We start from the raw sequence: 26,589 nt of genomic DNA, 5'->3' as shown, positions 1-26,589 counted from the left end.
ATCTTCCATGCCTGTAACTCAAGACATGATAAGCAGCCTCAAGGTGCGCGTCGTGCGGCTGCCACATGCGGCGGGGCTAGGCCTGCCACGTTACGCCAGTGACGGCGCGGCCGGGTTTGATTTTATCGCGGCGATTGAGGCGGATGTTGTCCTCGCGCCGGGCGCGCGCGCATTGATCCCTACGGGCCTTAAACTGGCATTGCCGCGCGGATACGAATTGCAGATTCGCCCGCGTTCCGGCCTTGCGCTCAAAAACGGCATCACTTTGCCGAACACACCCGGCACGATTGATGAGGATTATCGGGGTGAGGTCAAAGTCATCATGATCAATCTCGGCGCGGAGAGTTTTGTTATCTCACGCGGGATGCGGATCGCGCAGGGCATCGTCGCACCCGTGACGCGTCTGGAATGGCAGGAAGTGTCGACTCTCGACGAGACTTTACGTGGCGAAGGGGGCTTCGGGAGCACAGGCGCCGCGCATTGAAACCATGACGTGATGTCAACCGGGAGAACGGTAAAAGCTGATGGAAGCGCACCGATCGAGATTCAAGGCGGATTCGCTTCTCGGATTTTTATGGGCGGTGGCGCTTTTCATCATCTCGTTCTCTTTGCTTGCATGGACGACCCGGCAACAGCCTCCTTACCGCCGGAAAATGCCGTCCCGATAGATGCGGAGGGGCTTGAGGTCTTCTCCGCCTTCCTCGTCACGCTTCTGCGCATGGGTCATGGCGCTTCTTATCAGCCTACCCATCTCCTTCATCCTGACATCATTGACGCGGCGACGCCATATTATGGGTGTGACGCTGTCGGCACTGCTTGACCTCCAGCGTTGTGCGCCCTTTATCGGGTTGATCGCGGTTTTCGCCTTCATCAATTATGATCTCGCGATTATCCTTACCACCGCCACGAGTTTCGCCGTCCAGATCGGCTATGTATCGCGCGTCTCGGCGGCGGAAGCACCCCCCCCCGCCCTGGTCGAACTCTGCCGGGCATTGGGATTGACGCGTTGGCAGATGTTCTGGCGGTGCAAGGCCCCATCCTGACGCCCGGCATTATTGCCGCGTTCGGTGCAGCCATGCCTCTGGCTTGGCTGACCCTGATCGGCGATGAATTCATTCTTTCACACCGGGAAAGTCATGTCATGTCGCTGGGACTGGGCAGCTTGCTGCGGAATGGCTTTGCGGAAGGCCGCGCAACAATCTGGGTTGGCGCTTTGATCGCCACCGCCATCATTGTGCTCTGTTTCGAATGGACGGTGATCAACCCGGCGCGACACTGATCACAGCGCTTCCGGCTTCAAGCCGCCGCACTTACGGAGGAAAGTCGTTTTTACAGTTTCTTCCATCGCAGATTGGCCTCCAGCCTTTTCTTGAAATTTCTGCATCGTCGGGCGCTTTCCCTCGCCAATCGGCGTTTGCGGCGCACGAAAGTGGCACAACACCCTGACCTGACACATCATCTCACGCCGCCCACGCGTGCGAAGCTGCTTCCCGCGATATTGATCGTGATTTTCGGGTTGATGATCGAGTTTAACAGGGTTGCGCTTCCCGCCTTCCATATCCCGCTCGAGATTTTTGCTTCCCTCGCCGAAACGGCGTTCATTGTCCTGCTGGCATCGGCCATCGCGCTGGCGATCTGGCTGCCTCTGAGTGTTTTGATGCGCAGACGGGTCGCGTCGCAACGGCCGGTCCCCCGGCTTCTGAAATTCTGGATGCTCTTCCCCACATTTCTTGTCTTTGCATTTTTATCGGATCTTCTCCCCACATATGATTTCCCGCCTTTGACATTGACGCTTCTGCTCGTTTTTCTCTCAACCCAGGCGGGGATTGCGGTGCATTGTTTTGAGGCCTTTCAGCAATTCCCGACCGATCTGCTGGAGGTTGCGCGTAATCTCAATATGCGCGGTATCTTATGGTGGCGGAAAGTGTTTCTGCCCTGTGTCACACCCTCACTACGTCAGAACCTGGTCCACAGCGTGGTGATGGGGTGGCATAACGCCCTTCTGGCGGAATTGATCGTGGGCCCTCTACGCCCCTGCCCATGCTCCCGCTTTAGGCGTCGATCTGATCCAGGCCGTTACGCGCGGAGATGTGGCCGTGACCTTGATACTCTTCATGCTCGTGACCGCCACCGCGTGGCTCTGTGTCCGCCTGATTGAACAAGACCATTCGGAGGCGGCCTGATGCGCGTACGCTCCATCATATCAGCGTCCTTTTGCCGAATTGAGGATGAAGGTGAGAAAACATCATGACGGAACCGCTTCTCTCCATTCGCGATTGCAGCAAAACCTTTCATAATGAAGGTCAAAGCTGATATCTCCCTCCTGGAAGATATCAGCTTTGACCTCTATCCTGATGAAATTGTGGGCATTGTCGGCCGTGCCGGGTCGGGGAAATCTTCCCTCCTGCGGATCGCGGCGGGGCTGACCCCCCACTGCCAGAAATATTTACTGGAAAGATCAGGCGCTTAACGGGCCGACGCTGCATATCGGCATCGTCTTGCAGTCATTCGCCCTCTTCCCGTGGTTATCCGTCGTGGAGAATGTGATGCTCGGTTTGCGGGCTCAGCGTTTCCCGCCGCCGGAATGTGAGACGCGGGCACAACGCATGATCGACCTCATCGGGTTGGGTGGCTATGAAAACGCGATGCCGCATGAATTATCGAAATCCATGTTGCTGCGCGCCAGTCTTGCGCGCTCCCTCGTGATGGGGCCGGAGGTTCTGCTACTGGATGAGCCTTTTGCGGATCTCGACGTCCTCAGCGCGGAGAATCTCCGCACCGATCTGATTTCCCTCTGGACGGAAAAGCGCCTGCCCACCCACTCAATCCTGATCGTCACGCATAATATTGAGGAGGCCGTCCTCCTCTGTGATTGCATTCTGCTTTTCTCATCCAATCCGGGGCAGATCGAGCATGAGCTTGAAGTGCCTTTTATGCATCCCCGTAATCGGAATGACATGGCCTATCAGGGTTTTGTCGACCATATTTACACGATCCTGACGCGCCGCACGCCGATCGTCTCCGAGGCTGAATTGCCAGCGGAAGAATCGGGGCTCCAGAAAATGGAAGCACCGCCTTCGGTTGTTCTGCCCGCACCGGTCACGCTTCTCGTCGGGTTGCTGGAGGCTGTCGCGGCGGAGCCATTCAATGGGCGCGCGGATTTACCGCCGCTTGCAACAAACCTGCAAATGTCGCTGGATGATCTCTTCGCGATCAGCGACTCTCTCCATCTTCTTGGGCTGGCGGAGCTGGAAGATGGCGACATCATCCTGACTGACCTCGGAAGCCGCTTTGTTTTAAGCGATCATGACGGGCGCAAGGATATGATCGGGATCAGCCTCCTCCATACCGTCCCGCTCATCCGACAGATCCGCGCGGCTCTGGATGAGGCGCCCTCTCACGTTATTGAAAAGAGCACCTTCCTTGAAGCCATGCGGGAGACGATGTCCTCCTCCTACGCCGCACAGACATTACAGACGACCATTAATTGGGGCCGGTATGGGGACCTTTATGATTTCGATGAAGAGACAGATCAGTTCCGACTCATTGACCCGGATTAAAGCGAGACGCGGCCTCAAACATCGTCACGCATGAGAGACATGAATTGCCGTCGCGCTTTTTGCAGTTTTGCGCGACGACCGCATTGCAATAGGCGTTCGAAGGGTTCCGCGCGAAAAAATCATGATGAGAGGCTTCCGCTTCCCAGAAACGGGCGGGGCCGCTGATCTCCGTAACCACATCCGGGCCCCATAATTCGGGAGATTTCGCCTCCTGCAAAGCGGCCTCCGCCGTCACGCGCTGCTCCGGCGTGAGGGCAAAGATGACGGAGCGATACTGCGTGCCGACATCATTCCCCTGTCGATTAAGCTGGGTCGGGTCATGCGTCAGAAAGAAAATCTGAAGAAGCTGACGGTAAGAGATGACATCGGGATCAAAAACGACCTGCAGGACTTCCGCGTGACCCGTTTCACCCGTGCAGACGGATTTGTAGTCAGGGTGCGCCATATGTCCGCCCGCATAACCTGGCAGCACGCTTTCAACACCCTTCAGCTTCTGGAAAATCGCTTCGGTGCACCAGAAACAACCATTCCCGAATAACGCAATTTCAGATCGGCGCATCCACCCCTCCCTCAGCCTCTCTCAATCCAATGCAAGGATAGCGCCATCCGCCCTGCACCTTACAAGAGTTAAATCGGATGTGACTTGCTTCATGGCGGTGACGGTATTATCAGCGTCAAACGTCATCATGATATGCCCTGCCTGGCTGGTTTGATCAATTCAGCGAGGAGACATCGCCGAGGATTCCTCATGCCCGTCTATCGCTCCCGCACCACCACTCATGGCCGCAACATGGCCGGCGCACGTGCCCTGTGGCGCGCGACGGGAATGACGAATGCGGATTTTGACAAGCCGCTGATCGCCATCGCCAATTCCTTTACGCAATTTGTGCCTGGCCATGTTCATCTGCGCGATCTCGGGCAGATCGTGGCGGAAGCCGTGGCGGAAGCCGGGGGCATCGCGCGGGAGTTTAATACGATCGCGATTGATGACGGGATCGCGATGGGCCATGGCGGGATGCTTTACAGCCTGCCATCCCGCGAGCTGATTGCCGATTCCATTGAATATATGGTCAATGCGCATTGTGCCGATGCACTTGTCTGCATCGGTAATTGCGATAAAATCACGCCGGGCATGCTAATGGCCGCCCTGCGACTCAATATCCCCATTATTTTCGTTTCTGGCGGGCCGATGGAAGCCGGCAAGTTGAACCGACCTGGCATTAATCATGCGCTGGACCTCGTTGACTCCATGGTCGCTGCGGCCAACCCCAATGTATCCGACGCGGACTCCGCCGCGATTGAGGAGGCGGCCTGCTCGACCTGTGGCTCCTGCTCCGGTATGTTCACCGCAAATTCCATGAATTGCTTGGCCGAGGCATTGGGTCTTTCCCTTCCCGGTAATGGCAGTCTCCTCGCGACCCATGCGGCACGGCGAGAGCTTTTTGTGCAGGCCGGGCATGTGATCGTCGATCTGGCCAAACGTTATTATGAGCAGGATGATGGTCGCGCTCTACCCCGAACCATCGCGAATAAACAGGCTTTCGAAAATGCGATGAGCCTCGATATCGCCATGGGGGGCTCAACCAATACGGTGCTTCACCTCCTCGCCGCCGCACGGGAGGGGGAAGTTGATTTCCACATGCAGGATATTGATCGCCTCTCCCGCCTCGTGCCCAATATCTGCAAAGTCGCCCCCGCTAAAGCGGATGTGCATATGGAAGATGTCCACCGCGCAGGCGGCGTGCCCGCCATTTTGGGGGAGCTTGATCGCGCGGGGCTGATCCACCGGGAGGCCCTGACCGTCCACGCGCCGACCATGGCGGAAAGTCTTGCGAAGTGGGACATCATTAATGGTCATGAAGCCGCCAAAAAGCGTTTCCTCGCCGCGCCGGGCGGGGTGCGCAGTGCGCAGGCCTTCTCGCAGGCGAGCTCCTATCACAGCCTTGACCTTGACCGGAGTCACGGCGTCATACGTGATCACGCCCATGCTTTTTCCCAGGATGGGGGGCTCGCTGTGCTTTACGGAAATCTGGCGGAAGACGGGGCCATCGTCAAAACGGCAGGTGTTGCGGACCGGCTTTTCACTTTCTCCGGCCCGGCGCGCCTGTTTGATGGTCAGGAAGATGCTGTCTCCGCCATTCTCGGTGGGCGAATTACGCATGGGGATGTGGTGATCATCCGCTATGAAGGGCCGCGCGGCGGGCCGGGTATGCAGGAAATGCTTTACCCGACCAGTTATCTTAAATCCAAGAACCTCGCAGAAACCTGCGCCCTGATCACGGATGGACGGTTTTCGGGGGGGAGTTCGGGCCTGTCAATCGGCCATATCTCGCCCGAAGCGGCTGAAGGGGGGCTGATTGCTTTGCTGGAAGAAGGCGACCAGATCGAAATCGATATTCCGCAGCGCCGGATGAAGGCCCTATTGAGTGACGCAATCATCGCCGAGCGCCGGGCGCGTATGGAGGCGCGCGGTCCCGCGGCCTGGACGGCCGAGCGTTCCCGCCATGTTTCGGGTGCGTTGAAAGCCTATGCTGCCATGACGACGAGTGCCGCGCATGGTGCGGTGCGGGATGTCACCGCCCTCACCCCTTCACCAAGACGCGATTAAAAGCAGGGCACACTTAATGTGAAGGGAGACCATGAGGTCTCTCGCACATGGCGACCTGCCCGCGCGTCAGTTGATCGGGTTCAGGCGGGCCACGGCTTTTTCGAGACGGGCAATATCATTCGCAAAGCTCGCCGCGCGGGCGCGATTTTCCTCAACGACTTCAGGTTTCGCGCGCTCGACGAAAGCCGCATTGGCGAGCTTCTTCTCGACCTTCTCTAGTTCACTGCGCGCTTTTTCAATTTCCTTACCCACGCGATTTTTCTCAGCGGTCACGTCGATCAGACCCTCAAGGGGCATGACCAACGTTGCGCCCTGCAGGACGCTGAGTGCGGCCGAGGCAGGCGGTGCACTATAAAGCATGTCGATCGTCTCAAGCCGTGCCATTCTCTCAACGACGGGGCGCCACGCTTTGATGCGTGCCGAAATTCCCGCATCCGCTTCCTGCAGAAACGCCGCGATCTTCTGGCCCGCCGGCACGTTCATCTCCGCCCGCAAGGCCCGGATTTCTGAGATGAGCGCGATAATCCATCGGACTTCTTCAATAGACGGGTCGCTTTGCGCATTTTCCGTGAATTTCGGCCAGGCTTCAGAGGGCAATGCATTTTGATGGCCGAGATTTTCCCATAGCACACTGGTGACGAATGGAATAACCGGGTGCAATATGGTGAGGATTCTGCTCAGAACGTAAGACGCAACGCCCTGGATCCCCCCCCGCGCATTAGCATCTTCACCTGTAAAGAAGGGCTTCGCAAATTCGAGGAACCAATCGCAGAAAATATTCCAGACAAAGCGATAAGCCTGCCCCGCATATTCATCGAAACGATAATGATCAAGCGCCTGCTGCGCCGCACCTAAGGCCATATCAGCCTCTGTAAGGAGCCACTTTGCCAAAGGGGTCTGCGCCGCAGCGGGGTCAAAAGCCGGGTCAGCCTTGACGCCATTCATTTCGCAGAAACGCGCCGCATTCCATAATTTCGTGATGAAGCTGCGATAATCCTCGACGCGCTTGCGCCCAAAGCGAATATTGCGACCCGGCCCCGCCAGCGCGCAGATCGCCATGCGCGTCGCATCCGCGCCATACTCCGCGATCAGCTCCAGCGGGTCCAGCCCGTTACCTTTGCTTTTTGACATTTTCTGGCCGTGTTCGTCACGCACAAGCCCATGAATGACGACCGTTTCAAAAGGCGCTTTTCCCGTAAAATGCAGCCCCATCATCATCATGCGGGCTACCCAGAAGAAGATGATATCAAAGCCGGTCAGAAGCACGCTGGTCGGGTAATATCGTGCCAGCTCCGCCGTCTGCTCCGGCCAGCCAAGTGTTGAGAAGGGCCATAAAGCGGAGCTGAACCAGGTATCCAGCACATCTTCATCCTGAGTCAAAGCCACGTCACGACCATAATGCGCGCGGGCCTTCCGGCACGCGCCCACGTCGTCATGCGCTACGAAGACCGTGCCATCAGGGCCATACCATGCCGGAATGCGATGCCCCCACCATAATTGGCGACTAATGCACCAGGGCTGGATATCCCGCATCCAGGCAAAGAACGTGTTTTCCCATTGCTGGGGCTCAAACCTGACGGATTTATCCTCGACAGCCTGAATGACGGGTTGTGCCAGCGTCTCAGCATCGCAGAACCATTGCGTCGTCAGGCGTGGCTCCACCACGGCGCCACCTCGCTGGGCATGCGGTATGCTCAGGCGGTGCGGTTCCACTTTGATGAGGAAACCCATTTCCTCCAATTTTGCGACGATCAGCTTGCGCGCTTCGACGCGATCAACGCCCTTCAGCCTCCTGACGAAAGCGGTGTCTGTGACATCCGGTATGTCGCGCAGATCACCCGCGATTTCGTCAAGGGAGACGGCCGCACGCGCATCGAAAATACTCGGCATGGCGAGGTTGTGACGCCGTCCGAGCACGAAATCATTGAAGTCATGCGCCGGGGTGATTTTCACCGCCCCCGTCCCTTTTTCAGGGTCGGAGTACGTGTCCGCGACGATGGTGATCTCGCGCCCGACAAGCGGCAGGATAATGGTCTGGCCGATCATCTCGCGGTAACGCGCATCGTCGGGATGCACCGCGACCGCCATATCAGCGAGCATCGTTTCAGGTCGTGTCGTGGCAACAGTGATCTGCCCGCCATTTTTCAGCGGGTAGGCGATATGCCACATGGAACCGTTGACATCCCGGTTCTCGATCTCAAGATCGGATATCGCCGTGCCGAAGACCGGGTCCCAATTGACGAGCCTCCGATCTCGATAAATCAGTTTCTGCTCATAAAGCGTGACGAAAACCTCCCGCACGGCGCGGGAAAGGCCGTCATCCATCGTGAAGCGCTCACGCGTCCAGTCCGCCGAGGCGCCGAGCTGGCGAAGCTGGGAGACGATCGTGCCACCGTAAGTTTCTTTCCAGTCCCAAACGCGGCGCAGAAACGCCTCGCGGCCGAGCGCCGTGCGGGAGCGTTCCTCCTCTGCAAGCGCTTTCTCAACAACGAGTTGTGTGGCGATGCCGGCATGGTCCGTACCGGCTTGCCAAAGCACATTGCGCCCTTCCATACGCTTTGCACGGATGATGATGTCCTGAAGTGCAAAATTAAGCGCGTGGCCGAAATGGAGAGAACCTGTCACATTCGGCGGCGGAAACATAATGGTGAAGGCTACTCCGTCTTTTGCGGGGTCCGCTCTGAAGAACCCGGCATCCTCCCATTCCTTGTAAAGGCGCGCTTCAAATTTGGGAGGATTAAAGGATTTGTCCAGCATGGCATACCTATAGAGTGGGCGACGTCACAGCGAGCCCATAGCAAAAAAAACCCGTTTATGGCACCCTGCAAACCGGTGTCGGGATGGATAAAGCGTTAATATGGGGTGCGGGCTGATCAGAATTCGGCCTGAAGCACGGGGCCTGACGCCATTAACGGCCTGGCTGCTGGGTGGCGACGTCGCTGATACCCCATAATTTGTGCCGTACGGCCTTGTAATAGGCCTTCTCGTCATACAGGGGCACATTGATTTTAAGGTCAGAGGCTGTCAAGCGTCCGATCGCGGCGGCAACCGTATAGGATGATTTCACGAGCCCGGCGAGATTCTGGATAAGGACCGTCTGGGATTGTAAAAGCGTCTGCTGCTGCAGAACGGCGAATGTCGTCGCTGTACCCACAACGGCCTGCTGCTCAATCCCGTCTAAGGCGACCACGTTGGCATAAATCGCCTCACGGTTACTGGTGAGAGAGTCGCGATAAGCGCGCATCTGCTGCCAGTTTGCCGAGGCAAGCTGCGCGGTGCGACGACGTTCGACATCGGTTGCGCGGCGCGCCGCCAGATATTCTTGCCGAGCCTCGCGCACAGCCGCATATTCCGCGCCACCCTGATAAATCGGGAGGGATAATGTCAGCAAGGCGTATTTATTGTCGATTTCGAAACTGCCATAACCCTGATTTTTGACTCGCTGATAGGCCGCCGTCGCGGAAATCTGCGGCATCAGCGCCAACATCGCGACCGAAAAAGCGTCCCGCTTCGCCGCCTGGGTGAAAAGAGAGTTGATGACGTTCGGGCTGTTTTCCCCAGCCATGCGCACGATTTCAGCTTCGTTTTTTAACGGAATGATCAGAGGTTGCGGCGCTTTAAGGTTTGGTGCGGCGGGGGATGATGCCCACGACCTGAAGATGGTCGCCTGCGCCGCCTGCAAACTGCCCTCCGCATTGCGCAGATTCGCTTCAGCGTAGGACACGGCGGCCTGAGCCTGCGCGACATCCGTCTTGGTGATTTCACCATCGCGGAAACGGATACGCGTCGCCTCAAGCTGTTGTGAGAGGACGCGCTTATTATTCATGTTGATCTGAAGAAGCTGCTCCGCCTGCACCACGCCGATATAAGAATCGACTGTATCGAGAAAAACCTGTTGCTCTGTCGCGATAAGCTGCGCGCGCTCTGCACGGACGGTATTCTCAGCCTGGTGGGTTTTCGCTGTGGTCTTGCCACCTTGATAGATCGGCTGCTGAATGGCCACACCGGCGGAATAACCTGGCGTTGCGTAGGAACGGTTCGACGCTGGTGTGCCAAATGGGGAACCGGGTGACGCAGACTGCGCCCCGTAAGCATTGAAACCCTTATAATAGCTGCCTGCGAGATTGGGCTGAATAGTTGGGCGCCATCCCGCGAGGGCCTCCGGCACCTGCTCATCTGTTGCACGAAGCTTGGCGCGCTCCTGCTGCAAAGTCGGATTTGTGAGGTAGGCCGATGCGAGGGCTTCCTGCAATGTATGGGGAATGAATTTCGGTGAACCCGCGCCATCATATGTCTGCCCCAGCGCGGTCCCTGAGCTGCCATATTGCCAGAAGTCCAACACTAATTGACGTGGTCGGCTTTACCGTACGCACCATGATCCTGTCGTGCCCCTATGTCCGTCACCCAGCATAACCAGCTACAAAGCAACCCACCATAGCGAGACAGGGACCATACTACGCCCGCAACATTAGGAAAACGAAAAAGGCGCCCCCACCACTATCAACGCGTTTTGCCCTTGACGTGTGACGGGAGATAAAGAGATATAAGCGCCACAGCCGAGGTCCGGTGGCAGAATGGCTATGTAGCGGACTGCAAATCCGTCAATGTGGGTTCGATTCCCGCCCGGACCTCCATACTGCACAAAATCCATATATTTCTCAAAGAGTCAGCAGAAAGGTTAGACACTCAGTCACCTCAATCATCGACTCTGTATCAGTTCAGTCAGGCAGCTAGACAATTTAAGTGGTTGATATTATTGCAAAATAATATCCCTGCCCCGACCTTCAAATTGCCCGAAATATGCTAGTCTTTCGACCCCGTATGGATTTGTAACGCTGATCTGAATTTCCGAATAAATCCATGCCTCATTAAAACTGGGTCAAAATTGCTCTGCCATCCGTCCCACTCAACGCTCCAGCGTTGCGCGTAATGCGGCGTTGATGCGTGACTGCCAGCCCGGGCCTTGCTGGCGATAGGTCTCGACGATGTCCGCGTCCAGGCGCAACGTGACCTGAGTTTTTGTTGTCTCCTGACGCGGGCGACCGCGGCGGACGATGCGAGGCCCGTCGCGAATGGTCGCGGCGTCGAAAAAAGCGTCCGTGAGTTCGGGCGCTTCGTCCGGGTCACGCCATTCGGGCTGACCAGAGCTTTGTTTCTTTCTCATGTGCATACCCTATTGAAATAATGCGCCGCGATTGACCCCTGGTGTCCATACGATCACGACAAGACATCCTGACAAATGCCCGGCGGTGATGAAGCGGGGCTCGTCATAATCAAAACGCGTATGTCCAACGGTCTCTGTCCGACCCGATAACACCGACGCGGCATCCCGGAGATCGAGGCCTCGTTTACTTAAAGTCTTCTCTCGCTTCGTGGGATCGAATGTGATGCGCATTATTTAATATATGCTACATTAAAAGCAGAAGTCAATCTTTTTTTGTAACGACAAAAATGAATTGCCACCGGCTGAAGCCATCAATCTCAGGACATGCGGGCGAGTCTGGGTTCCCTTCATCCAACGGCATTAGAGACGATGGGTTGAGCCATTCCCGCCTGAACCTTTACCTCGCCTCAGACGCACCTTCATTTCGTGGATTTGCTGTCCGGCTCCGATAGTCATCCTGTCAGGGCGATAAGACGATTATCGTGGAATGAGAAGAGTTGACTTTGCTCCGACTTCGAAGTACTCTATAGCGAAACGAGGCCATTTCGTAAAAACCACAGTTAAAGCCTCCTCAGAGGCAGATTTTACCGTTTCGGCGCCCGTAAATCGCTCCGATAAGCCGTTCATTTTGAAGTCATGATGCCATCTCGCCACCAACCGACTCTGCGCGTCAGGATCCCGAAATATAGCAGCGCCCTTCATCGGTCGAGGCCATCGCGCTTCCTTACGGGCTATTACTCCAACGCCAAAGTCAATCCAGCCGAGGCCACTCCATGAATGGCCAAACGGCTTGCACCCCCGATGATAAACGTCGGGGAAATGTCAGGCTTCGACGTCGAAAATGCGTTTTCGGAATATGCACCCGGCTCATTCCGCAAAACTTTGCGTCTGAAAAGGGTGTCATAACAGCGTCTGACGTCAACGAGTCCCATCGGCGATTCTGAACTCCGTAATACCCTCCTTTACCCCCATGCCCATTGAAATCATAAGTCGCGCGCGGCGGAAGCCGTTCAGAACTCAGTCTGTGACGCCCGACTGAGCGGCAAGCAGGCGAAGCTTTTCCCGGTGCCCGCATCGTGCCCTCCTCCCAGACGAATCAGGGCAACTATAAAATCCTGGTCTTTTGCAAAAGGAAAATAATCATGGCAATCACAGGCCCGACATCTGGTTATTCGGCGGGTGAACAAACTAATCTCACCCATCTCGATTATGCGCAGGAAATCCGTTTTCGGTGTCGCCCCTTCGGACGGTTTCAGACGCCTGCGCCACGCTGGTGAAACACTCGCCGTGTAGGACATCACTGCGACACCTGACGAAATCAGCGCCATACCGGAGGAGGCTAAAACCGTCCTCACCGGTCGAAGCACAAGTGGATCAATTTCCGGTTTGCTGTCCAATGAGACCTATGATGATTTCACTGCAGCCATCATGGGGATAGATTGGTCGGAAGGCAACAACCTACCAGGCGACGGATGATGCCCATCTCCCGGCATTATTATTGACTTACGAGACCTTCGAATTTTCAACATATGAGGATTATTCCGTCATGTCGAACTGGCCTGTTAACGGGCTGGTCAAAATCGCTCTCGGAGAGTCGACGCTCATCCTGCCTTACACAACCAAAATTATCGGGAAACACGGATCGTCGACCGATACTCTATCATTTTCACGCTAGGCGGGTGGGGCGTTTTTCGAGCAGTTTTTCCGGATCGGGCGATCACGGAAAGGATTATCTGTCCGCAGGGATTTACTTACACCCCTGTCGGAATTGTTAATGGTTCAGTCGGGAAAACCTTCGCCCTCCGCAAAAAAAATCGCGGATCGCCATCATCTATTTTCCGGCAATATGGTCTCGCAAATCCAGCTGAACTTCCAGGCGCAGCAAACGCCGACAATTCAGATGGATTTTATCGGGGCGAATCTTGAGCTGACAGACGTGTCGAACCTGGAATATGTCGCGGCCGCCACAACCACACGCATTATGGAGGCCGGGAATTTCAACGCCTTCTCCATTGACGGAACGTTATATGATGGCGCCGTCCAATCCGCGATCCTCACCCTTACCCGCAATGGCGCCGCGCAGGATCAGGCACTCGGCAGGATGGGCGCCGCGGGCATCCAGTTTGCCGCATTGAAGGTCACGCTGGAAGCGCAGATTTACTTCCGCAATGACGCACTCATCCAACTTTGGCAATCCGGGAAGAAAGTGCAGATATCGTTCAACATTGTCGATGATCAAGGCAAGGGCTACCAGTTCACATTACTCAATGCGCAGCTCTTCAACTTTACAGCGCCGATTGATCAGAAAAACAAGACAATGATCCTGCGCCTGCCCTTCACCGCGCGCCCCTATCCTGGCGGCGGCACAATCGCCGTGCACCGTATCGGATAGACGATATCAGGTTTCGTCCACGACATTCACCCGTGACGGAAGCCTTTCCGCGCGTCGGCATCATTTTGTCATGGATAGCGGCCAGACTGCGCAATTTTTAACGCAGTGACCGCCTTGAGAAGCTCTTCACAAAAACAAGCAAGAAATTCGGCTCTTCAAAAGCCGTGAGAGGTAAATCATGTCCAATTCCGACTCAAATATCTGTGCCCCTGAGGGCCTTATCCTCGATGAATATACTGTATCCGGAGATGGTGGCCGCACGCGTTCAACCATGGCGGATGTCATGAAGAACATTGACGGGTTGGTCAGCGCCGTCGCCTCCATGACTTAGCTCGCCGCTGAAACACAAGAGAAAGCACAGAATGCCGCCACCGAGGCCTATGACGCGATCGAAGCTGCCGGGTCAGCGTTAGAGGAGGTCGACAGGGCCCTCAAATCTTCCGACGTCTATATCCCGAACCATGATGCGATGCCTGGCATGGTGAAAGGCATGGTTCAGGGCGTAACAGGCCGTTTTACACGGCCGATTATAGGCCAGGGTTATCAGCAGACCTGGAATGACCCATCCGGACGCGCCGGTACGTCTCACATCAACATCAAGCCCACCGGCGTCGGAGGGCACTGGTTTTACGACATCGAGACATACACACCCTCGCTCGACACGGATTCATGGGGCGCGGCGCTCTATTCCGGCTGGGGATACGCACATTTTGGCAAACCGAAAACGTCAGCTTCTGTCTGGATCGGCAGGCCGAACTCCGGCAATTGGCAATATCTCAATTACTTCTGCGCGCCGACATCCTTTATCTGGAATAATGATGTCACGCACTCGAAATCCGTCGATGTCGGATGGGTCGCGCGTGGCGGCTCCAGGCAGGCGACAGATGGCACGCTGAGCTTCCGTGGCAGTATGCTTGGACCAGATGTTAATGATTTTACCGATCTGGGAACGGCAGATAACCGCTTCAGGAATATCTACCTGTCCGGCAATGTGCAGATGACGTCGGATATTAAGGTCAAGCGCGTCATTGAAGATCTGCTTGATCTTGATGCCAGCTACCGGGACAAGCTGTTGGCATTTTATGATGCTTTGCACCCAAAGCTTTTCCGCTACAAAGCCGATATTACAGAGGGTACGCGGGAAGCACCTCTTCATGTCGGCGTTGTCGCCCCTCACCATGGAAAAAGGCCATCCGGCAGAACGCCAGTCCATGACGCTTGTCATTCAGCAACCCGTCTATGGCGGGTGTGAAACGACATGGCCTTCAAATGTGCATTGGGTGGAAGGGCGGATACCGTTTATCGACAGCCGCCCCGGGGCAATCAGCGTTGTGACACTGACGCGATTTGATGAATCCAACCTGATATTTGGGAGGTTGGGGTTTTGAGCAAGGATGTCAAAATTCCGACAACGGGATATATTGATCATGACGGCGTTTTGACAAGGAGTCCAGCCGCCATCAATGAATTCAAAACCGTCACGATTGACTGGCCCCGCCGCGTCATGCGTTTTCTGATAGATGGCGATTTCTCCGACCCGAACGCATCCAATATTCCGGTTTCCGTCTCCCTTTATGACGGGACCCTCCCGCTCTTCAGTGCTGTTGGCCTGCGCAATGTGCAGGGCCAATCGAGCCAGGAAGCAATGAAGAAAAACTTCAATCTCAAATTGCGGCGTCCCTCGAACGGTAAAAAACTTTATGTGAAAAATGGGTGACTGGTCGCCCGTCTCAACGATCACGCTTAAAGGTTACGGCACGGATCGGACAATGGTGCGAGAAACCACCACAACCGAGCTGTGGCGACAGATGCATTCCTACCCTGATCGACTATTGGCGCCTATGTCGGCTTATAAATATTGGGACAAGCATGATTTGGGCATGCATTTGACGGCGTCCTTCAGCACCTATGGCCTGCCATGCGAATTATGGTGGAACGGGAAATTCCAACAACTCGTCGTCTGGCGATCACGCACTACGAACGATGATTACTTAATGGACGATGCCAATCGCAACCACATCCTGATGCAGGCCGAGCACATGACCGCTCTCTGGGATCGTGATTTTGACAGCACAGGATGGTCAATCCAGTCCCCCAAGATTGATGATTATGAGGAGCAGGATGACATCTCGCAAAAAGCCCCCGATGTGCAGGCGGCGTGCGAAAGGCTGTTCAGATGGTTCCAGGCCTGTCGCGCCGATGAAACATGGTTGCGAAGGGAGATGCATCAATATCTGCACCTGAAATCATGGCTCGATTATATTTTGCTGGTCAATGTGACCGGGTCCTATGATTCATTTCAGAATAATTTCTTCCTTGGCACGTGGGATGCGAAGAAGTGGAGCATCTGGCCGTTTGATCATGACCGCACTTTCGGGGTGTCCGCATGGCAGGACATCAATCAGGCCGCGCCGAATAAAATCGGGTGGATCACGCAGCGCGGTTACCCCGCCGATCAGGATCCGGGATTTCTGGATATTCTCACGCGCCGCCTCCGTCCCGAACTGCGCGCAAGATGGGCGGAACTGCGCGGAAGCGGGATCATCTCAACTGACAATCTGAAGAAGATCATCCTGCGCCAGATTGCCCTGATCGACCGGGATTCGATGGTGAATGACCTCAAAAACTGGCCGCTTTGGGGTAATAACACGGTTCGGGTGGATATCCCTTATGATGGGCGCTGGACGGTCTCCTACGTCATCAACTGGTTCAAAGGGCGCGTCGCCTGGATGGATCAGCAATGGGGATACCCACAGGAAAAGGATCAACTAAGATGACTCCCCCCTTGACCCGTGGGTGGACGGCGTGCCCATGATGCGTTGCCCATCCCACCCATTGAGATTAGGATTTCACGCTCCTGTCCATCAAGGAAGACAACATCCGTGGCGCCTCCCGCCTGACGCTTTTTTTCCAAACGGAAGAAAGTGAGGTGGCATGACGCAGACGTGTGACGTCACCGGTCCATCCCCGCAAACCCTCCTTGGCCTTGAAGGGCTGGTAGCGCATGGTCCGTTCCCCTGGTCAAAGGGGAAAGAAATTTCAGAAAAATCTGTCGGCATTTACGTCATCATCGCGACACATGCCAATTAAAGACCGGAAATCGTCTATATTGGTCGCGTCAAAAATTTGAGAAGAAGAATTCGGCAGTTTTTACGGCATAAATTCGGCAGAAAAGCCCCCCATCGCGGCGGCCAGGATATTCTCCCTCTCCTTGCAGACGGTGCAGCACTGCATATTTAATACGCGATAACCGATGACCATATTTGCAAAGAGGAAATCCTTTCGAAGGATTTCCATAAAAAATATCATCGTTTGCCCTACGGTAATAAGCGGGGCGGCGATATTCGGGCCACATCTCGGGTGCAACATCATGACGGCCCATCGTGAAGCGCGATACTCTCCGTAGGCGAGTCCAGTTTGCGTCATGATGACGGATCAATTCCGTGCGGCCTGCAAAAAAAATCGCGCGCCGGACGATCCGCATCGATGTTGTCTGAAAATCAAAATCAATTTATAATGAAGCGTCGGTAAAAATATCGATTTCGAGAAATTGGAAGAGACAGTTAATGTCCGCAAATTTATCCGGTTTCATCCTGATCTTCGCCGCACCCCGTCCCCCTTTGCCACAGAAACACGGGCAGAAGGCTGACCGCTCTATGCGCAGAATGGCGACCTCACTGCAGGTTCGGCCCTCGCTCGTACGTTTTTCCTGAATAAAGACACAATCTTAATCGCTTAACAGGTGGAACTTATCCGGCACTCCAGGTCGTATGAAACGTTACGCGCAACTTCTTTTTCAAAAAAACAAGAGAAAGAATAATAATATGCACGAAATTATTTATAATAAATATCGATATGTTTCAGGTTTTAACAACCGGCAGCGTTTCCTCGTTCTCCATTACACTGCCGGGAATTTCGCGAGCTCAATCGCGGCCCTCACCGGTCCTCTCGTCAGTGTGCATTACATCGTACCAGATGAGACAGATCCTTCCTATCGGGCTGCCGGTTACACGGACACAAAAATCTTCAATCTTGTGGATGAAAAAGATCGCGCCTGGCATGCCGGGATCAGCTACTGGCGCGGCCGCAACAACCTCAATGACTCATCCATCGGCATTGAAATTGTCAATCTGGCGTCAGATGATCACGGCGTCTTCACCTTTCCCCCTACCCGGAGAAGCAAATCGCGGCGGTGAAGGAACTCATGCACAGTATTTTGCAGCGTTATTCCGATATTGATCCGCGCAATGTCGTCGCCCACTCTGACGTCGCACCCAGCCGCAAAAGTGACCCGGGATCGAAATTTCCGTGGAAAGAGCTTTATGACGAGGGCATTGGCACATGGTACGACGCGGCGGACAAGCAGAAATTTCTTGATGTGCTCTCCACATCCGGGTTGGAGATGCTGCGACCAAGTTGGTGCATGATCCTCGAACTTTTGAACCGGTTCGGATATGACGTTTCCGGCGCGTCGACGTCAGCCGGCTTCACAAGTTTGATACGCGCCGTACAACTCCATTATCGCCCCGAAAATTATGATGGAGATCTTGATGATGAGACGATTGCGATCATCCTCTCTCTCGCTGAAAAATATCCGGGGTCATAAGCTCAGCTAGCTTATCGGGGCGCACGGCCCTGTGTCGATGCCAGGAACCACCATGCATATGCATGAGAAACATAACGTTCCGAAAAGGCCGTGTCGTCCCCGCCGCCCCGTCAGGTCAAATGCCTGCATAGACGCCATAACGGGTCGAACCATTCTATATGGCGATGCCCCTGTCGCACCGCCATGCTTCGTCGCTGAGGGCTCAGGCGGGACGCCGATTGGCGTAAGCCGCAGCCGCACCGAGGAGGCCCGGCTGGTGATAGGTGATGATTTTAACGGGGATGCGGCTCATCATCGTCTCAAAACGACCCTTTGCAATGAAGCGCTCCGCAAAACCAGAGCGCGGGAGATGGTCCGCAAGACGTAACCCGACCCCACCCGCAATCACGACGCCCTGCGCACCATGGGCCAGGGCGAGATCTCCGGAAATTGAGCCCAGTGAGAGGCAGAAGCGCTCAAGCGCGGCGGCGGCGATATCATCATTGCCGCGGATGGCCTGATCCCATAATTCCCGATTATGGCGTATGGCGGCGGGCGCACCATGCATCTCGGCGATGACTTCATAAAGATTGCTCAGGCCCGGACCTGACACGACACGCTCAGCCGATACGCGCGTGAAACGCCCCCGCAACTCCGTCAGGATGCGGTCTTCCACCCGGTCGAGCGGCGCAAAATCGATATGGCCCCCCTCCGTCTCAATCACGTCGTAACGTCCTAACTGACGCAGGAGGCAGGCCGCACCGAAACCTGTCCCCGGCCCGACAACCGTGATGGACCCTGTCTCCGGCAATGGCACGTTGGAGCCACAGAGATGCTTCAGATGCGCATCATCCACCTGGGCGACGGCATGGGCAACAGCACCGAAATCATTGATCAGCACAAAATCATCAAGCCCGAGACTGTGCTTGAGATTATCAGGCTGAATAACCCAGGGATTATTCGTCATTTTGAGGATATTGCCTTGGATCGGGCACGCAATCGCGATGCCCGCCTGGCGTGGCAGCGGATTTTTCTGGGTCTGCGCGAAAGCCCGCCACGCTAGTGCCAGGCTGGCATGGTCCGCCGTGCGCAATGTGACTTCAGGCGCAAGTTCCATTACCCGTCCGTCAGCAATCTTCGCGACCGCAAAACGCGCGTGGGTTCCGCCGATATCGATCGCAACTACTTCCTGCATCAAACTGCCTTTATCTTTTCCTGTCTTCAGCCCGTGACGGCGCACAACAAGGCGCGTGGTCATGCCAGGCTGAATGTTCGAATTTGTCTATTTACCCTTTAACGAGGGCCCTGTGATACCCGAATCGAACGCAACAACATATGGGCAAGATTTCGTGGCATAACAGCTTCAATCATGCGTAACAGATTGAAGATCTTGGGAAAAGTAACATGTCCACGTCGTTGTTTTAACGCTTTACTGATCACGGAAACAACCTTCTCCGGCTTGGCGAGGAAAGGTTTAAACCCGTTAATGCGGGGGCTCATTCGGGTGTCAATAAACCCAAAAGAAACCAAAGTCACATTTACGTTATATGGGGTCAATGCCGCCCGCAAAGCCCCGGCAAATCGCTCTATCCCCGCTTTTGAAGCGCAATAAGCGGCCGAGAAAGGCAAATCATGCCATGCCGCGACAGAGCCGGTGAAGACGATATGGCCGCGACGGCGTTTAACCATAAGCTCGGCCGCGACACTCGCGAGCCCGGTGTCGGGACCGCGTAATTGACCAACGCCGTCTCAAGAAGAATGTCAGGCGTCTCGACAACCCGCCCCGGCTGACGCATATCCGAAACCCCCGCATTAAGAAAAAGGAGGTCAATCGGCGCCCGTGCCTCAGCTCTCGTGAAAGCATCGAGAGATTCCTGCATATTGCTGAGATCAAGGACGACGATATCGGTTTCGGCACCCGTCGCCGCGCAAATTTTCGCCAGAAATTCGAGACGTTGGAGGTCACGCCCCCATAGGGAAATGCGTTCCGCCTGTGCCGCATAATGTTGCGCAAGCGCCGCGCCAATGCCGCCCGATGCACCAGTTATTAAGACGTGGTCATATAACTGCAAACACTTTGACATTTCGGATGAACGTGACATTGAACAGGCTCTTGATGTTTAAGATGCGGACCGGTTTACACCAGCTTGCTGAAAAGGGAGAAACTTTGTTTGAAAAATCGAGAACGCCGGTTGCCCAGCGTGCAGCGCACCCCGCCGATCACCCTGCGGGAAATTTAAGCGACAGGAGGCAGGCCGTGACGATCCGGTCAGTCACAACCCGCAAGAATCGCGCGTTGTTCATAAAGCTGCCCCGCGTGCTTTACCAGGGGGCGGCATCTTATACCCCACCGCTGGATATTGAGCAGAGGGACCTCCTCGATCCGGGCAAGGCCCCGATCTTCCGCCATGCCTCCGTGCAATATTTTCTCGCCTGGCGGGGTGCGCGGCCTGTGGGGCGCATTGCCGCCATCGTTGATTACGTCGCGACGGCCCATTGGGAGGAGCGGATCGGCCTCTTCGGGGCATTGGATGCTGAAGCGGATGAAAGCGTAATCCGCGCCCTGCTTGACGCGGCCCGCGCCTGGCTTCGGGAAAACGGCATGGTGCAGATGCGCGGCCCCGTCACGCTGAACTGTCATGGAGAATCGGGGGTGATGGTCACCGGGCAGGATGAAGCCCCCCATGATCCCCACGCCATGGCACCCGCTTCACCTGCATCGCATGATGGAGCAGATCGGGCTGAGGAAGGAAATGGACCTCCTGACATTCCGCCTCGACCTGAAGCAGGATTACGATTTTTCTTCCCTGTTTCCGCAGGGGTTTGCACCGGGGACGGGTCGATATGAGGATATCTCGATCTCCCGTCTCTCAAAAAGGCAGATCGCCGCGCAAGTGGGGTTTTACGGGCACTTTATAACGATGCCTGGGCGGGCACTTATAATTTTGTGCCCATGCAGGCGCACGAGATGCGCATCATGATCAAAGCTCTGCGTCCCGTTCTTCGTCCTGAACATTTCGTGCAGATCGATCAGAATGGCGCGCCGGTGGCCATGGCACTCGTCGTGCCCAATATTTTGACCTAGCCCGGGATATAGGCCCGCAACCCTCCCCCTTGGCTAGATGAAGCTTGCAGGGCAGATCATGACCCATCGCTGCGAATCGGCGCGTGTCATTATTCTGGGCGTATCGCATCTCGTGCGAGGCACGATGCTCGGTGCGCTTCTGCTCCCATTGGCAATCTCAGAATTACTGTCCCGCCGCAACCGACTGCCTTATCGATATGTCGAGCTCGGCTGGATTTTGGAGACAAACACGCCCATGCTGAATTTGGTGGAGCGTTTCGTCGCGCAACCCAACAAAATCCACCGTATCTACTCGGAAAGCCTCGCGGGACCACCGCAAAGTTAAAAATGCCGCCAGCCGCGGCGGGCCATTTTGTATGGCGTGCCCGTCTCATCAAGCAATTGCGTCGCAGCGGAGCCGGGTTTGACGGTCCCGATGCGGGTGATCTGCACAGCGGCGCGCTGTGATGCCTCAAGAATCGTGGCGGTGGCGGTTTCGGGGGCGGTGAAAAGCAGTTCATAATCATCCCCGCCCGTCACAAGCGCCTCAAAATATTTCTGCTGTAATGTGGGAGGAAGCTTATCGGGGAGGGGAATATCCGCCGCAGAAAGCGCCATGACGACCTGGCTTTGCAAAGCGATATGGCCGGCATCCTGAAAGAGGCCGTCTGAAATATCGAGGCACGAAGTCGCCACGCCGGGAGGAATCACATGCGGGCGGGGTTCAGGGCAGCGATAACGCGCTGCAAAACCATCATCAAGGTGATCGATTTTGCCGGTCAGCGCCTGAAGGCCCAGCCACGCATTCCCGATTGAACCCGTCACCCAGATGGCATCGCCCGGCCGCGCGCCGCCCCGCGTCAAGAGATGGGCGGCAGGCACTTCCCCGATCATCGTCACTGAAATGACGAGAGGACCATCTGTCCGCGAGGTGTCGCCGCCAATCAGGTCAAGATTATAAGCCTTCTGATCCGCGGCGAGACCCTCGGAAAACCCCTCACGAAACGTTTTTCCGCGTTGAGGCGGCAGGGACAGGTTGAGCAAATATGAGACAGGGCGCGCGCCCATCGCCGCACAGTCGGAGATATTGACGCGTAACGCCTTGCGCGCAATGAGGTCCGGCGGATCATCGGGCAGGAAATGAACATTTTCAACGATTGTATCCGTCGAAATGACCTGTCTTTTTCCGTCGGAAACCGGGTTGAGACAAGCCGCATCATCCGCGAGCCCGAAGGCCTCTGGCCCGGCAAGGGGCGTGAAATACCGCGCGATAAGGTCAAACTCACCGCCTGGATGATCGTCCTCCTCGGTCATCATGATGCCAGGGGTGCACCCTCCGTCTCCTGCGAGTCACGCCCCTGGGTGCGGCCGATCGCGTCCAGCACGCCATGCACGAGTTTTGACTCATCCCCCGAGAAAAACCCATGCGCCACGTCGAGATACTCATTAATGACGATCCGGATCGGCACCCCGGTGCAGATCTCATAAGTGCCGGCACGCATCAGGCAGCGTAGGACCGGGTCAAGACGTGTGAGCGGCCAGGTGGGTAGCAGGGCGCCGGTGATCAACGCGTCAAATCGCGCATCCTCTTTGACGACGCCACGCACAATGCTCTCAAATAATTTGCGATCGGCCATCGGGGCCTGACCTTCCTCAAATGAGCCCGCTTCACTCATTGAGAGGCGATGATCGGTGAATTGCGTGATGACGAGTTCGGCGCACTCACCATTTTGCTCGCATTGATAAAGCGCCTGAATGGCGGCCACGCGGGCGACAGTGCGTGATCTTGTTGGTTCTGGGGCGGACGCGCCAGTCATTTAATCCTGATCCTTCGGTCGATCTGTTTCGGAATCCATAAGTTCGGGCTCCTTAAATGTCTTTTGCTGCATGACCGTCAACAGTTTTGAAAACGCCTCCAACTCCCGGAAATCAAGATAGACGCTCGCAAACCGGACAAACGCCACCTCATCGACAGTCTTGAGGGCGTTCATCGCCGCCTCACCGATCTGGGAGGAGGAAACCTCACCCTCCCCCATTGCCTCAAGCTGACGCACGACCTTATTAACCAGGCGCTCCTGCTGCTCCTCATCAACGGGACGCTTGCGCAGGGCGACACGAATGGATTTACTGAGCTTGTCACGATCAAACGGAACGCGGCGTTTGTCGTTTTTAACAACGACCAGTTCCCGCAACTGAAAACGTTCAACCGTGGTGAAGCGATTGGTGCAGGACGGGCAGATACGCCGCCGCCTGATAGAGGCACCATCATCCGCAGGCCGACTATCTTTAACCTGGGTGTCCATGTGACCGCAGAATGGGCAGCGCATTGCCGGTCCTCGTGCCTGTGATGGGGGTAATATTATACGGTCATGCAGCAGGTTTTGCACGCGTTTTAAACCGTCCGCACCGTTTTGACCTTATGATTTCTTTTCCCTGTTACGCGGATCGTATGGATGAGGGAAGAGACAATGCCGGGTCCGGCGATCTCAACGCGGCGCGCGACCTGAATATTCGCGGATGGTTGCGACTATCGCGCCATAATCCGGAAGTCATGAATATCTATATGGAAATTACAAATGAGGGGAAGGAGGCGTTTCTCATCACCGGGATACGTTCCGGTTCCTGCCCATCTATTTACGGAGTCAATTTCAACCAGGATGACACGGAGCAGGCAGCTAAGATGTTCACGCATTTTACGATCCCACGTAAAATGACCCTCGTCCCCCGTGGGGGGAGTATCACCTCGTCTGCCGTGGCTTTCAGCCTGAGAAGGGCGCGCCGCAATAGGTCACGCTGGATCTCCACTTTCTGATGGGCGGGGAAAAACGTGTCGTGCTGAACATGAATGATAAGGAGTTCTGAACCGACGCCTAGCCCGCCTCGGCTTCCAGCTCTCGTGGAAGGGTGCGTCCGTGCGTACGCAGAATATCCAGGATCTGCTGGCCGTAGCGCGCGATTTTATTATTCCCTAACCCCCTGATGTGCTCAAGCGCTGTCATATCAGGCGGCTTCTCCGCGCAGAGCGCCGCGATGACACTGTCATGAAACACAAGGTAAGGCGGGATGTTTTGACGCCGCGCCTCCTCCTTGCGGAAATTGCGCAGCGCCTCGAATATCGGCGCATCTTCTTCCGCGACCGTCAGCTCTGACAACACACGTTCGGACATGGCGGCACGGCTGGCAGCCTTATGAAGGTCTCGCTCATCCTTCAGCATGACGGCACGCTCACCACGTAATATGGGCCGTACTTTCTGGCCGTTGAGTTTCAGGACCTTATGCTCACCATCCAGCATGATAATGTTGTGCGCGACAAGCTGGCGCAGAAGGCTACGCCACCATTTCTCGGTCTCGTCCTTCCCCGTGCCGAACACTGTTAGGTGCTGATGGGCATGGGCTGCGACGGCCGTGGTGAGGCGACCACGTAAAACGGACACGACTTGCGTCGCGCCAAAGTGCTGTCCCATACGGTAGATGGCGGAAAGCGCTTTCTGCACGGGAATGGACGCATCGAAAAGCTTGAGCGGCCGCTGACAATTATCGCAATGCCCACACTTCCCCTCGAAATCCTCGCCAAAACAGGCAAGTAATTGCTGGGTGCGGCATTTCGTTGTCTCGGCAAAAGCGATCATCACATCAAGGCGGTTGCGCGCAATTGACCGGGCCTCCTCCGGCGCAGCGGACTGGTCGAGCCAATATCGCGCGCGGGCGATATCTTCCATGCCGTAAAGCAGGTAGGTTTGAGAGCGCTTCCCATCACGCCCGGCGCGCCCGATCTGCTGATAATAAGCCTCCGGCGACGCTGGCATATCGAGATGCACGACGCAGCGCACATCGGGCCGGTCAATGCCCATTCCGAAGGCAATCGTGGCGACCACGACGAGTGGTTCCCCGCTTCTGAAACGCGTCAGGACGGCGCGCTTCTCCTGAGATGATAAACCTGCATGGAAAGGTAGTGCGATAAAACCTTGTTTTTGAAGCTTTTTAGCGATCACCTCCGTCTTAATGCGCGTACCGCAATAGACGATGCTTGCATGTTTCTCATGGGCTTTGAGGATGGCAAGCAGGTCAGCGATCTCCGCGTTTTTGGGACGCGCCGCGAGGTGAAGATTGGGGCGGTGAAAGCTCGACACAAATTCCCGTGCGTCACGCATGTCGAGAGATGCGAGGATGTCCTTCTGGGAATTCGGATCCGCCGTCGCGGTCAGGGCAAGACGGGGCACACCGGGGAAATAGCCCGGGAGGCGCGCGAGCTCTCGGTAATCCGGCCGAAAATCATGTCCCCAGACGGAAACGCAATGGGCCTCGTCAATCGCGATGAGGGAAATCTGACGTCTGCTCAGCCATGACGCCACGCCTGACGCCAGAAGACGCTCCGGCGAGATATAAAGGATTTTGATTTCGTCACGTCGCAGCTGGTCCCGCAATTTGCCCAGCTCATCCCCCTCCAACTCGGAATGCAGTGCCGCCGCCTCAATGCCGAGTTGTCGCATCGCCGCCACCTGATCATTCATCAACGCGATCAGCGGGGATATGACAAGTCCCATCCCCTCCCGGCATAATATCGGTAATTGATAGCACAGGCTTTTGCCACTGCCTGTCGGCATAACGACGAGAAGGTCCTGCCCCTTCATGGCGGCAGAGACAACCTCCTCCTGTAATCCTCGGAAACTTCTATAACCGAAAACGGTTTCAAGCACGCCACGTGGGTCATGGCGCTTTTCAGCATCCATGATCGGGGCGCAGCCTTACATGGCGTTGACGCTTAACGCGGACGATGCGGCCTTCTTCAGGGGTCGATCTCGATGGTGACGGTCCGTGACGCAACGACGGCGTCCTTCGCATTGCGTGGGGCGCGGGATTTCTGCTGGATGATCCGCCCATCAACACCCTGGCGTGCAAGGGCTTCCGCGACATTTGCGGCGCGCTTTATCGCTAGAAGCTCATCCGCTGACAGGTTGCGTCCGACCTCGGCATGGCCAATGACGGTGACCTTACGTGCATGTTCCTTGATGGCATCACTTGCGGCACGCGCAATAACGACGTCGGCCGTGCTCGACAGTTTTACTGATCTCGGGCAAAAATACCGGATAACGGTCGCGATCCGACCCGCTCTGACATGCAGCGAGGCCGAGAACAGCAACAAACGGCATTTGGCGAAGATAAGCGCGCATTTATTGTCTTCCTTTGCTTGGGGCGATGCGACTCACCGCCTGCGA

At 55.9% G+C, this 26,589-nt stretch carries 34 protein-coding genes and 1 tRNA gene; 23 read left to right on the top strand and 12 right to left on the bottom strand.

The genetic code is table 11. The annotated features are described in order from the left end of the window. Positions 1-25 precede the first annotated feature (25 nt). The 7 genes from dut to AAYR33_03365 all read left to right on the top strand — a co-directional run bounded on the left by dut (position 26) and on the right by AAYR33_03365 (position 3,560). Positions 26-484, top strand: coding sequence for a dUTP diphosphatase (dut, locus tag AAYR33_03395; GenBank protein ID XAO72361.1), 459 nt, complete (start codon positions 26-28; stop codon positions 482-484). 132 nt (positions 485-616) lie between these two features. Then, on the top strand, positions 617-820 hold the full coding sequence (locus AAYR33_03390; GenBank protein XAO71981.1) for a hypothetical protein: 204 nt from the start codon (positions 617-619) through the stop codon (positions 818-820). Next, positions 798-1,043, top strand: coding sequence for an ABC transporter permease subunit (locus tag AAYR33_03385; protein XAO71980.1), 246 nt, complete (start codon positions 798-800; stop codon positions 1,041-1,043). The genes AAYR33_03390 and AAYR33_03385 overlap by 23 nt, the downstream gene beginning before the upstream one ends. After that, complete coding sequence (locus AAYR33_03380; GenBank protein XAO71979.1) at positions 1,007-1,279, top strand: hypothetical protein; 273 nt, start codon at positions 1,007-1,009, stop codon at positions 1,277-1,279. Before AAYR33_03385 ends, AAYR33_03380 begins: the two co-directional genes overlap by 37 nt. Before the next feature lie 90 nt (positions 1,280-1,369). Then, positions 1,370-2,158: a hypothetical protein gene (locus AAYR33_03375; protein ID XAO71978.1), complete on the top strand. Its 789-nt coding sequence runs from the start codon at positions 1,370-1,372 to the stop codon at positions 2,156-2,158. Positions 2,159-2,296: 138 nt separating this feature from the next. Next, entirely contained in the window at positions 2,297-2,470 is a 174-nt protein-coding gene (locus AAYR33_03370; GenBank protein XAO71977.1) for an ATP-binding cassette domain-containing protein, read from the top strand. Between the two features lie 28 nt (positions 2,471-2,498). Then, positions 2,499-3,560, top strand: coding sequence for an AAA-associated domain-containing protein (locus AAYR33_03365; GenBank protein ID XAO71976.1), 1,062 nt, complete (start codon positions 2,499-2,501; stop codon positions 3,558-3,560). On the opposite strand, the gene msrA is transcribed toward AAYR33_03365, so the two are convergent. Continuing rightward, positions 3,544-4,119 (bottom strand): peptide-methionine (S)-S-oxide reductase MsrA, encoded by a 576-nt coding sequence (gene msrA / locus AAYR33_03360; GenBank protein ID XAO71975.1) that lies wholly within the window; start codon positions 4,117-4,119, stop codon positions 3,544-3,546. The genes AAYR33_03365 and msrA overlap by 17 nt on opposite strands. 189 nt (positions 4,120-4,308) lie before the next feature. Between msrA and ilvD the strand changes: the two genes are divergently transcribed. Then, positions 4,309-6,168 (top strand): dihydroxy-acid dehydratase, encoded by a 1,860-nt coding sequence (gene ilvD / locus AAYR33_03355; protein ID XAO71974.1) that lies wholly within the window; start codon positions 4,309-4,311, stop codon positions 6,166-6,168. A 66-nt stretch (positions 6,169-6,234) separates the two neighbouring features. On the opposite strand, the gene AAYR33_03350 is transcribed toward ilvD, so the two are convergent. After that, on the bottom strand, positions 6,235-8,925 hold the full coding sequence (locus AAYR33_03350) for a valine--tRNA ligase (protein ID XAO71973.1): 2,691 nt from the start codon (positions 8,923-8,925) through the stop codon (positions 6,235-6,237). A 151-nt stretch (positions 8,926-9,076) separates the two neighbouring features. Beyond that, positions 9,077-10,510 (bottom strand): TolC family protein, encoded by a 1,434-nt coding sequence (locus AAYR33_03345; protein XAO71972.1) that lies wholly within the window; start codon positions 10,508-10,510, stop codon positions 9,077-9,079. A 218-nt stretch (positions 10,511-10,728) separates the two neighbouring features. Between AAYR33_03345 and AAYR33_03340 the strand changes: the two genes are divergently transcribed. Next, positions 10,729-10,802 (top strand) — tRNA-Cys (locus AAYR33_03340). 272 nt (positions 10,803-11,074) lie between these two features. Here the strand turns inward: AAYR33_03340 and AAYR33_03335 are convergent. Further along, on the bottom strand, positions 11,075-11,332 hold the full coding sequence (locus AAYR33_03335; protein ID XAO71971.1) for a BrnA antitoxin family protein: 258 nt from the start codon (positions 11,330-11,332) through the stop codon (positions 11,075-11,077). A 1,142-nt stretch (positions 11,333-12,474) separates the two neighbouring features. On the opposite strand from AAYR33_03335, the gene AAYR33_03330 reads away from it, so the two are divergent. The 8 genes from AAYR33_03330 to AAYR33_03295 all read left to right on the top strand — a co-directional run bounded on the left by AAYR33_03330 (position 12,475) and on the right by AAYR33_03295 (position 16,814). Beyond that, positions 12,475-12,609: a hypothetical protein gene (locus AAYR33_03330; GenBank protein XAO71970.1), complete on the top strand. Its 135-nt coding sequence runs from the start codon at positions 12,475-12,477 to the stop codon at positions 12,607-12,609. A gap of 221 nt (positions 12,610-12,830) precedes the next feature. Then, complete coding sequence (locus AAYR33_03325) at positions 12,831-13,007, top strand: hypothetical protein (GenBank protein ID XAO71969.1); 177 nt, start codon at positions 12,831-12,833, stop codon at positions 13,005-13,007. Positions 13,008-13,106: 99 nt separating this feature from the next. Further along, on the top strand, positions 13,107-13,724 hold the full coding sequence (locus tag AAYR33_03320) for a phage tail tube protein (GenBank protein XAO71968.1): 618 nt from the start codon (positions 13,107-13,109) through the stop codon (positions 13,722-13,724). A gap of 178 nt (positions 13,725-13,902) precedes the next feature. After that, positions 13,903-14,055, top strand: a complete 153-nt coding sequence (locus AAYR33_03315) for a hypothetical protein (protein XAO71967.1) — start codon at positions 13,903-13,905, stop codon at positions 14,053-14,055. A gap of 159 nt (positions 14,056-14,214) precedes the next feature. After that, positions 14,215-14,976: a hypothetical protein gene (locus tag AAYR33_03310; GenBank protein ID XAO71966.1), complete on the top strand. Its 762-nt coding sequence runs from the start codon at positions 14,215-14,217 to the stop codon at positions 14,974-14,976. A 132-nt stretch (positions 14,977-15,108) separates the two neighbouring features. After that, a complete protein-coding gene (locus tag AAYR33_03305) occupies positions 15,109-15,441 on the top strand; it encodes a hypothetical protein (protein ID XAO71965.1) in 333 nt (110 codons plus the stop codon). Continuing rightward, on the top strand, positions 15,434-16,501 hold the full coding sequence (locus AAYR33_03300) for a CotH kinase family protein (GenBank protein XAO71964.1): 1,068 nt from the start codon (positions 15,434-15,436) through the stop codon (positions 16,499-16,501). The genes AAYR33_03305 and AAYR33_03300 overlap by 8 nt, the downstream gene beginning before the upstream one ends. Before the next feature lie 157 nt (positions 16,502-16,658). Continuing rightward, positions 16,659-16,814, top strand: coding sequence for a hypothetical protein (locus tag AAYR33_03295; GenBank protein XAO71963.1), 156 nt, complete (start codon positions 16,659-16,661; stop codon positions 16,812-16,814). Positions 16,815-16,842: 28 nt separating this feature from the next. On the opposite strand, the gene AAYR33_03290 is transcribed toward AAYR33_03295, so the two are convergent. Next, entirely contained in the window at positions 16,843-17,106 is a 264-nt protein-coding gene (locus AAYR33_03290) for a hypothetical protein (protein ID XAO71962.1), read from the bottom strand. Between the two features lie 442 nt (positions 17,107-17,548). Between AAYR33_03290 and AAYR33_03285 the strand changes: the two genes are divergently transcribed. Together AAYR33_03285 and AAYR33_03280 are read left to right on the top strand one after the other, a co-directional pair. Then, a complete protein-coding gene (locus AAYR33_03285) occupies positions 17,549-17,920 on the top strand; it encodes an N-acetylmuramoyl-L-alanine amidase (protein ID XAO71961.1) in 372 nt (123 codons plus the stop codon). Further along, positions 17,917-18,330, top strand: coding sequence for a hypothetical protein (locus tag AAYR33_03280; GenBank protein ID XAO71960.1), 414 nt, complete (start codon positions 17,917-17,919; stop codon positions 18,328-18,330). Before AAYR33_03285 ends, AAYR33_03280 begins: the two co-directional genes overlap by 4 nt. Positions 18,331-18,532: 202 nt before the next feature. Here AAYR33_03280 and glk read toward each other — a convergent pair whose 3' ends face one another. Both glk and AAYR33_03270 read right to left on the bottom strand, forming a co-directional pair. Then, entirely contained in the window at positions 18,533-19,504 is a 972-nt protein-coding gene (glk, locus tag AAYR33_03275) for a glucokinase (GenBank protein XAO72360.1), read from the bottom strand. Positions 19,505-19,895: 391 nt separating this feature from the next. Beyond that, positions 19,896-20,381, bottom strand: coding sequence for an SDR family NAD(P)-dependent oxidoreductase (locus AAYR33_03270; protein ID XAO71959.1), 486 nt, complete (start codon positions 20,379-20,381; stop codon positions 19,896-19,898). Between the two features lie 95 nt (positions 20,382-20,476). Between AAYR33_03270 and AAYR33_03265 the strand changes: the two genes are divergently transcribed. From AAYR33_03265 to AAYR33_03255, 3 genes are all read left to right on the top strand, one after another. Next, on the top strand, positions 20,477-21,157 hold the full coding sequence (locus AAYR33_03265) for a hypothetical protein (GenBank protein ID XAO71958.1): 681 nt from the start codon (positions 20,477-20,479) through the stop codon (positions 21,155-21,157). Positions 21,158-21,262: 105 nt separating this feature from the next. Continuing rightward, on the top strand, positions 21,263-21,394 hold the full coding sequence (locus AAYR33_03260) for a hypothetical protein (protein XAO71957.1): 132 nt from the start codon (positions 21,263-21,265) through the stop codon (positions 21,392-21,394). Positions 21,395-21,452: 58 nt separating this feature from the next. Continuing rightward, positions 21,453-21,719 (top strand): hypothetical protein, encoded by a 267-nt coding sequence (locus AAYR33_03255; GenBank protein ID XAO71956.1) that lies wholly within the window; start codon positions 21,453-21,455, stop codon positions 21,717-21,719. Here the strand turns inward: AAYR33_03255 and thiL are convergent. Genes thiL through nrdR form a run of 3 tightly spaced genes read right to left on the bottom strand, consistent with a single transcriptional unit; the run spans position 21,716 to position 23,700 of the window. Further along, on the bottom strand, positions 21,716-22,690 hold the full coding sequence (thiL, locus tag AAYR33_03250) for a thiamine-phosphate kinase (GenBank protein ID XAO71955.1): 975 nt from the start codon (positions 22,688-22,690) through the stop codon (positions 21,716-21,718). The two genes, AAYR33_03255 and thiL, sit on opposite strands and share 4 nt — an antisense overlap. Beyond that, positions 22,687-23,190, bottom strand: a complete 504-nt coding sequence (gene nusB / locus AAYR33_03245; GenBank protein ID XAO71954.1) for a transcription antitermination factor NusB — start codon at positions 23,188-23,190, stop codon at positions 22,687-22,689. The genes thiL and nusB overlap by 4 nt, the downstream gene beginning before the upstream one ends. Continuing rightward, complete coding sequence (gene nrdR / locus AAYR33_03240) at positions 23,191-23,700, bottom strand: transcriptional regulator NrdR (protein ID XAO71953.1); 510 nt, start codon at positions 23,698-23,700, stop codon at positions 23,191-23,193. It lies immediately after the preceding gene. 92 nt (positions 23,701-23,792) lie between these two features. Here nrdR and AAYR33_03235 point away from each other — a divergent pair, with 92 nt between their 5' ends. Beyond that, the gene (locus AAYR33_03235; GenBank protein XAO71952.1) at positions 23,793-24,185 is read left to right on the top strand and encodes a hypothetical protein; all 393 of its coding nucleotides are present in this window, start codon (positions 23,793-23,795) and stop codon (positions 24,183-24,185) included. Positions 24,186-24,243: 58 nt separating this feature from the next. On the opposite strand, the gene recQ is transcribed toward AAYR33_03235, so the two are convergent. Together recQ and AAYR33_03225 are read right to left on the bottom strand one after the other, a co-directional pair. Continuing rightward, positions 24,244-26,103 carry a DNA helicase RecQ gene (gene recQ / locus AAYR33_03230; protein ID XAO71951.1) on the bottom strand — a complete coding sequence of 620 codons (1,860 nt, stop codon included), beginning with the start codon at positions 26,101-26,103 and terminating at the stop codon, positions 24,244-24,246. Positions 26,104-26,159: 56 nt separating this feature from the next. Continuing rightward, on the bottom strand, positions 26,160-26,516 hold the full coding sequence (locus AAYR33_03225) for an OmpA family protein (protein ID XAO71950.1): 357 nt from the start codon (positions 26,514-26,516) through the stop codon (positions 26,160-26,162). Positions 26,517-26,589 lie beyond the last annotated feature (73 nt).

The sequence above is a fragment of the Acetobacteraceae bacterium genome (assembly GCA_039613835.1).
GTDB lineage: Bacteria > Pseudomonadota > Alphaproteobacteria > Acetobacterales > Acetobacteraceae > Sorlinia.
This window is presented reverse-complemented; position numbering and strand designations above follow the sequence as displayed.

What these genes read in the sequence shown, in the direction of transcription:
- dut (XAO72361.1), top strand. Translation starts at nt 26, where the DNA reads ATGATAAGCAGCCTCAAGGTGCGCGTCGTGCGGCTGCCACATGCGGCG.
- AAYR33_03390 (XAO71981.1), top strand. Translation starts at nt 617, where the DNA reads ATGGACGACCCGGCAACAGCCTCCTTACCGCCGGAAAATGCCGTCCCG.
- AAYR33_03370 (XAO71977.1), top strand. Translation starts at nt 2,297, where the DNA reads ATGAAGGTCAAAGCTGATATCTCCCTCCTGGAAGATATCAGCTTTGAC.
- msrA (XAO71975.1), bottom strand. Translation starts at nt 4,119, where the DNA reads ATGCGCCGATCTGAAATTGCGTTATTCGGGAATGGTTGTTTCTGGTGC.
- ilvD (XAO71974.1), top strand. Translation starts at nt 4,309, where the DNA reads ATGCCCGTCTATCGCTCCCGCACCACCACTCATGGCCGCAACATGGCC.
- AAYR33_03350 (XAO71973.1), bottom strand. Translation starts at nt 8,925, where the DNA reads ATGCTGGACAAATCCTTTAATCCTCCCAAATTTGAAGCGCGCCTTTAC.
- AAYR33_03335 (XAO71971.1), bottom strand. Translation starts at nt 11,332, where the DNA reads ATGAGAAAGAAACAAAGCTCTGGTCAGCCCGAATGGCGTGACCCGGAC.
- AAYR33_03330 (XAO71970.1), top strand. Translation starts at nt 12,475, where the DNA reads ATGGCAATCACAGGCCCGACATCTGGTTATTCGGCGGGTGAACAAACT.
- AAYR33_03320 (XAO71968.1), top strand. Translation starts at nt 13,107, where the DNA reads ATGGTTCAGTCGGGAAAACCTTCGCCCTCCGCAAAAAAAATCGCGGAT.
- AAYR33_03315 (XAO71967.1), top strand. Translation starts at nt 13,903, where the DNA reads ATGTCCAATTCCGACTCAAATATCTGTGCCCCTGAGGGCCTTATCCTC.
- AAYR33_03310 (XAO71966.1), top strand. Translation starts at nt 14,215, where the DNA reads ATGGTTCAGGGCGTAACAGGCCGTTTTACACGGCCGATTATAGGCCAG.
- AAYR33_03300 (XAO71964.1), top strand. Translation starts at nt 15,434, where the DNA reads ATGGGTGACTGGTCGCCCGTCTCAACGATCACGCTTAAAGGTTACGGC.
- AAYR33_03295 (XAO71963.1), top strand. Translation starts at nt 16,659, where the DNA reads ATGACGCAGACGTGTGACGTCACCGGTCCATCCCCGCAAACCCTCCTT.
- AAYR33_03290 (XAO71962.1), bottom strand. Translation starts at nt 17,106, where the DNA reads ATGGGCCGTCATGATGTTGCACCCGAGATGTGGCCCGAATATCGCCGC.
- AAYR33_03285 (XAO71961.1), top strand. Translation starts at nt 17,549, where the DNA reads ATGCACGAAATTATTTATAATAAATATCGATATGTTTCAGGTTTTAAC.
- glk (XAO72360.1), bottom strand. Translation starts at nt 19,504, where the DNA reads ATGCAGGAAGTAGTTGCGATCGATATCGGCGGAACCCACGCGCGTTTT.
- AAYR33_03260 (XAO71957.1), top strand. Translation starts at nt 21,263, where the DNA reads ATGCAGGCGCACGAGATGCGCATCATGATCAAAGCTCTGCGTCCCGTT.
- AAYR33_03255 (XAO71956.1), top strand. Translation starts at nt 21,453, where the DNA reads ATGACCCATCGCTGCGAATCGGCGCGTGTCATTATTCTGGGCGTATCG.
- thiL (XAO71955.1), bottom strand. Translation starts at nt 22,690, where the DNA reads ATGATGACCGAGGAGGACGATCATCCAGGCGGTGAGTTTGACCTTATC.
- nusB (XAO71954.1), bottom strand. Translation starts at nt 23,190, where the DNA reads ATGACTGGCGCGTCCGCCCCAGAACCAACAAGATCACGCACTGTCGCC.
- nrdR (XAO71953.1), bottom strand. Translation starts at nt 23,700, where the DNA reads ATGCGCTGCCCATTCTGCGGTCACATGGACACCCAGGTTAAAGATAGT.
- AAYR33_03235 (XAO71952.1), top strand. Translation starts at nt 23,793, where the DNA reads ATGATTTCTTTTCCCTGTTACGCGGATCGTATGGATGAGGGAAGAGAC.
- recQ (XAO71951.1), bottom strand. Translation starts at nt 26,103, where the DNA reads ATGGATGCTGAAAAGCGCCATGACCCACGTGGCGTGCTTGAAACCGTT.